The sequence below is a fragment of the uncultured Leptotrichia sp. genome, from assembly GCF_938036635.1.
Classification (GTDB): Bacteria; Fusobacteriota; Fusobacteriia; order Fusobacteriales; family Leptotrichiaceae; genus Leptotrichia; species Leptotrichia hongkongensis.
In genome coordinates this window covers 1-4571 of the sequence record NZ_CALHQO010000393.1, presented here as the reverse complement: position 1 = coordinate 4571, position 4571 = coordinate 1, and the positions used below count along the sequence as shown (strand labels likewise).

At 32.3% G+C, this 4571-nt stretch carries 6 protein-coding genes; 4 read left to right on the top strand and 2 right to left on the bottom strand.

The annotated features are described in order from the left end of the window. Positions 1-253 precede the first annotated feature (253 nt). Complete coding sequence (locus tag Q0370_RS07860) at positions 254-919, bottom strand: ElyC/SanA/YdcF family protein (RefSeq protein WP_299574294.1); 666 nt, start codon at positions 917-919, stop codon at positions 254-256. 134 nt (positions 920-1053) lie between these two features. On the opposite strand from Q0370_RS07860, the gene Q0370_RS07855 reads away from it, so the two are divergent. The 4 genes from Q0370_RS07855 (at position 1054) to Q0370_RS07840 (ending at position 3587) form a co-directional block, all read left to right on the top strand. Next, positions 1054-1302, top strand: coding sequence for a hypothetical protein (locus tag Q0370_RS07855; protein ID WP_299574291.1), 249 nt, complete (start codon positions 1054-1056; stop codon positions 1300-1302). A gap of 119 nt (positions 1303-1421) precedes the next feature. Continuing rightward, positions 1422-1817 (top strand): zinc transporter 7-A, encoded by a 396-nt coding sequence (locus Q0370_RS07850; protein ID WP_299574289.1) that lies wholly within the window; start codon positions 1422-1424, stop codon positions 1815-1817. 26 nt (positions 1818-1843) lie between these two features. Beyond that, positions 1844-1999, top strand: coding sequence for a hypothetical protein (locus tag Q0370_RS07845; protein ID WP_021745922.1), 156 nt, complete (start codon positions 1844-1846; stop codon positions 1997-1999). Further along, positions 1932-3587: a sel1 repeat family protein gene (locus tag Q0370_RS07840; protein ID WP_299574285.1), complete on the top strand. Its 1656-nt coding sequence runs from the start codon at positions 1932-1934 to the stop codon at positions 3585-3587. The genes Q0370_RS07845 and Q0370_RS07840 overlap by 68 nt, the downstream gene beginning before the upstream one ends. Before the next feature lie 41 nt (positions 3588-3628). Here the strand turns inward: Q0370_RS07840 and Q0370_RS07835 are convergent. After that, on the bottom strand, positions 3629-4571 hold a 943-nt coding region (locus tag Q0370_RS07835; RefSeq protein ID WP_299574282.1), incomplete at its 5' end, for a phosphatase PAP2 family protein.

The following is a 4571-nucleotide window of genomic DNA, read 5'->3' as shown; positions in this document are numbered from 1 at the left end:
GAAAGACAAGGGGATAGGAACTGCTGCTTATCCTCCTCTAAGGTATGCTTGTTCAGCACGAAAAGCTCCAATTCCGCTTGGGGGTGTTCGGGGGCTATCTGCTTGATGAAGTGTCGGGCATTCTTGGCATTCTCCACTATAAAGTGCTTGCAGTGTAGCACTACCTCCCGTACACGAGGGGGCAAGACCTCAGAGACCTCACTCTCTCCTAATAGGTTGGGTATCAAGTACAAATTTCCTATCTCCGGCATAACTAATGTATTTCTATTTTCTCACCTAAGAACTTGGGCTTCACCCCAAAAGTCAAGTCCCAAAAGACTTTCACTCGGGCAAAGTACTCCCTTACTCTGGTTTTAAAGCCTGAATACTTATCTACATCCCTAGCACAAAAACCAATGGCATTGATTCCATACTTTTGAGCTAAATAGATCGCCCTTTGATTGTGAAAGGCTTGGGAGACAACAGTCAGTTCCGTAAGGGAGAATATCTCTTTGGCTCTTATCACCGAATCTAGCGTACGGAAGCCCGCATAATCCAAGTAAATCTTATCCGAAGGTATCCCTTGGGCTACCAAAGCCTCTTTCATATCAGTAGGTTCATCGTAGCCTTTTCGACTATTATCCCCACTGATGAGAATAAAATCCACTTTCTTGGCTTTGAAAAGAGCTGCAGCAGCCTCCACCCTATATTGGAAATATAAGTTAGGCTGACCGTTCTTAAGTGTTTTGCTAGTGCCCAAGAGTAAAGCCACTTCCCGCTTGGGAATACTGTCAAGTTCCGTATAGAGCTTATCCACACTAGCCTTACGTATAGTACTATCGGCATTGTGGATCACCACAGTTGCCATTAGAAGAAGGAAAAGCAGAATGAACATACTTTTCTTAAGAAACTGTCGGGAAACACTTATTTTTCTTGTCATTACTTTTGCGATTACTGTTACAGCAGGCAAAGTTACTACTATTTGTAGTTTTATCAAAAAATATATTCAAAAAATATGCGCTATTTCCTTTTTTTTTAGTATATTTGCTATCCGAAAACAAAAGTATTTTTACAATGAAAGTATCTGTAGAACTTACCCTTAGTCCGCTCCAAGACGAATTTGAAGCTCCCATTATCCACTTTATTAAGAAGCTCCGCACCTCTGGACTTATTGTGTATGGAAGGATATTAGAAGGTGCAGATTACAAGACATTCAGAATTTTTAAAGAAAAAGATGAAAATAGAGAAGAAATTGTGAAAATAAAAGATAAAAATCATGAATATGATGAGAATTGTCAGATAAAAGATAAAAATAAGCTTTAGAAAAATATAAATAAAAATATCTTATGATTAATAAAAGTGATAATTTTTGAGAATAGGATTTGTATATATACTTAATAAGTATTATTTAAGAAAAACATAGTAGATAAAGAGGAGGTCAAATGGAAAAATTAGTAAGAAGAGGTGGCGGTGGACATTTTCACGGAGGAGGACATAGCCATTCTCATGGAAGTGGAAGCCATCATTATAGTGGTGGGCATCACAGTGGAGAACATAATAGTGGAGAACATTCGAGCGGTCATTCGGATGGAGAAGGAAATGGAAAATCTAAAAAATCAAGTGACGAGGAACAAGAAAATTCATCATCTTTTTGGAGAAGTCACAGATCTCATTCAGGAAGTTCAAGTCAGAGAAGTTGTGAAAGTATTGTTGACGCTAAGGAAAGACAGGAGTGTATTGACAGCAATAATAATGCTGGTAATCTTGAGGTATTTTTTATTTTTTGTGCTGTCATAGTTTTTGTTTTTTTGAAAATAAAAGATTTTGGAAGAAAATAATAAAAAATAATGAGCGTTTACATTGAATGATAAAAATAGATTCTGAATTGATAATGTTTAAGATAATGGATAAAATCGTAAATATAACAGCGAGTACAGGAGAAAAGAGAAAATATGGAAATATTAATATCGGTATTAGTCGTAGTTATTGGAATTGTAATTTTGATAATAATGAATTTTAGAAATCGTAAAAAAATGGATGAATTTGATGACTTTTCGAGAGAAATGCAGGAAAGGGAAAAAAGAAAAAGAAAAGTTCGTGAAATTGAAAAATATGAAGCTGAAGAAAGAGAAAGTTTTAGTGAAAGTGCTTATGATGAAAATAGAATTTCTTCGGAAAGTGAGCCTAAACAAAATGGAAAAACAGCGAATGTAGATAAATTTGGCGTGAAGATAGTTTCATTGGATGATATTGTTACAGAAGATTATGGGAAAGATTTTATAGAATATGATAAAAAGGAAAGCGAGGAATATCAAGAAAATATTAGAACAGCGAATATATTTATAATGTCAGGATTTTTTGGAGAAGCAAGGGATAAAATAGCTGAATCCTTGAAATTCAGCCAAAGAGCAAATTACGAGCTTGGAAAGTATTACTATTATTGCGAGAAAGATAACCAAAGTGCTGTAAACGTATTAAATTTGGCATATAATTCAGGAATAAAGGAGGCTATGTATTACATAGGGCTGATTGAAGAAGAATCGGGAAATTATGAAATTGCAAAAGGCTGGTATGTGGCAGGTGCGGAAAATGGTGAAATTAATTCAATAATTAGGCTAGGAAAAATTGCTGAAGAAAAGAAGGATTATGAAGAAGCAGAAAGTATTTATCTAAAAATTGCTGATACCAAAAATGCTGAATTAATATACAATCTTGTAAGAATTTACTTTAAGCAGAATAAAAGAGAAAAAATACTAGAATGGCAGGAAAAATTGTTAAATGAAAAGCAAATTATGGGATTGAATTCTGAAATAATCAAGAATATTGAATTTATGCTCGGAAATGAAAAAGACAGAAAATACGTGGAACTGATTAATCAGGGAAATGAATTTTTGGAAAAGAGAGATAAGGGAAATGCTCAAAAACTATTTCTTGAAGCGGCACAATATAATGAAAGAGGATATTTGTCGCTTGCAAAATCATATTATGTTGCAGGCAATGGAGAAAAAGCCAAAGATATGTATGAAAAGGCTTATTCTTTAGGAGTGAAAGAAGCGGCTTATGAACTGGGGAAATATTTTGATATAGCTGAAGAAAATGAGAAAGAAGCTGAAAAATGGTATAAAATTGGACAGGAAATGGGAGATGCGAAATCTATTTATAAACTTGGGATACTTTATGAATGCAGTAGGGAATTTGGAAAAAGTGAAGAGGAAACATACGCGCTATATGAAAAAGCGGCTAATATGAAATATGCTCCTGCAATTAGTGATATGATATATTACAATAATAGACAGGAAAATGGGAACAAATCAAAGGAATGGGCATTTAAAGTATTAAATGAAACAGGATTGATCGAACTTGGGAGAGAAACAATAAGAGATGCACAGAATTTTCTGGAAGAAAAAGGAGAATATGCGGGCGATAAAATTTCAGAAAAAAATTATGAAATTGAATACGATAACGATTTGATATATTTTATAGAAAAAAATTCTAAGGGCAGAAATATAAAGGAAGAAACTTATGAAAGAAAAAAATCAAATTTTTGGATGATATTTGGAATTATAATTTTTATACTGCAACTGATTATAAAATGTTCGGAGTATTAATTATGAAAAATAAATTTTTATACAAAAAAAGCTAGGAAATCCTAACTTTTCATCAAATTATTTTTCTTATTAAAAATTTTCTCCCCCAAAAACCCTGCAAATAGTCCAATAAGCAATCCAGCCAAAACATCACTTGGAAAATGCATAGTTAAGTATAGTCTTGAAAAGGCAATAATAATGCTTGTTATCAGTACAGCTGGAAAATATTTTTTTAAATGTTTGTAAAAAATATATACCATTGTAAAAGATGCTGAAGTATGTCCTGAAGGAAATGAAAAATCCTTTGGGGCTTTGACTAAAAGAATAATGTCAGTTATTTCTGTAAAGGGTCTTGCTCTATGCGTAAGATTTTTTAAAATGACATTTACAATAATTGCATTTATAATCAATGAAATTACTGCTAAATATCCGATTTTTCGATATTTTTTGCTAGAAAGCAGAAATAATGTTATTGCAATCCATATTAATCCGTGATTTCCTAAGTTGGTAAAAAATATTAGTATGTTGCTTAGGAGTTTGGAATTTAAGCTGTGTTGAAAACTGTAAAATTGTTTAATAATAAAAATATCAATATTTTTTTCATTTTCCAAAATTGCTGGCAAAGTTACATTTAAAAATTCCTTTGAGTTAATTTTAAAATCATTGGCAAAATTTTCCAAGTGAATTTCATGATTTCCTTCAATCATTATAACATTTTCCTTTTTATATAAATCCAGCATTAACAAAAGTGTCTGTTTATGCTCGATTCCCCTGTCCAAAAAATCTCCTAAAAATACATACAAGGTATTTTTGTCAAAATCCTTCACAATTTCAGAAATCGCTGTAAAGCACGAATGAATATCCCCAATTATCCGAACTTTATCATATTTTTCCGTTACATCATCAACATAAAAATTTATAATTTCATTTATGTCAAAAATTCTTTTAAAACTTCCTGAAAGTTTTTCATTTTGAATATTCCTAAACATTCTGCTTATAACATTT

Bases quoted from the DNA above. Each gene is read 5' to 3' on its own strand.
- Q0370_RS07860 (WP_299574294.1), bottom strand. From the start codon at position 919: ATGACAAGAAAAATAAGTGTTTCCCGACAGTTTCTTAAGAAAAGTATG.
- Q0370_RS07855 (WP_299574291.1), top strand. From the start codon at position 1,054: ATGAAAGTATCTGTAGAACTTACCCTTAGTCCGCTCCAAGACGAATTT.
- Q0370_RS07850 (WP_299574289.1), top strand. From the start codon at position 1,422: ATGGAAAAATTAGTAAGAAGAGGTGGCGGTGGACATTTTCACGGAGGA.
- Q0370_RS07845 (WP_021745922.1), top strand. From the start codon at position 1,844: ATGATAAAAATAGATTCTGAATTGATAATGTTTAAGATAATGGATAAA.
- Q0370_RS07840 (WP_299574285.1), top strand. From the start codon at position 1,932: ATGGAAATATTAATATCGGTATTAGTCGTAGTTATTGGAATTGTAATT.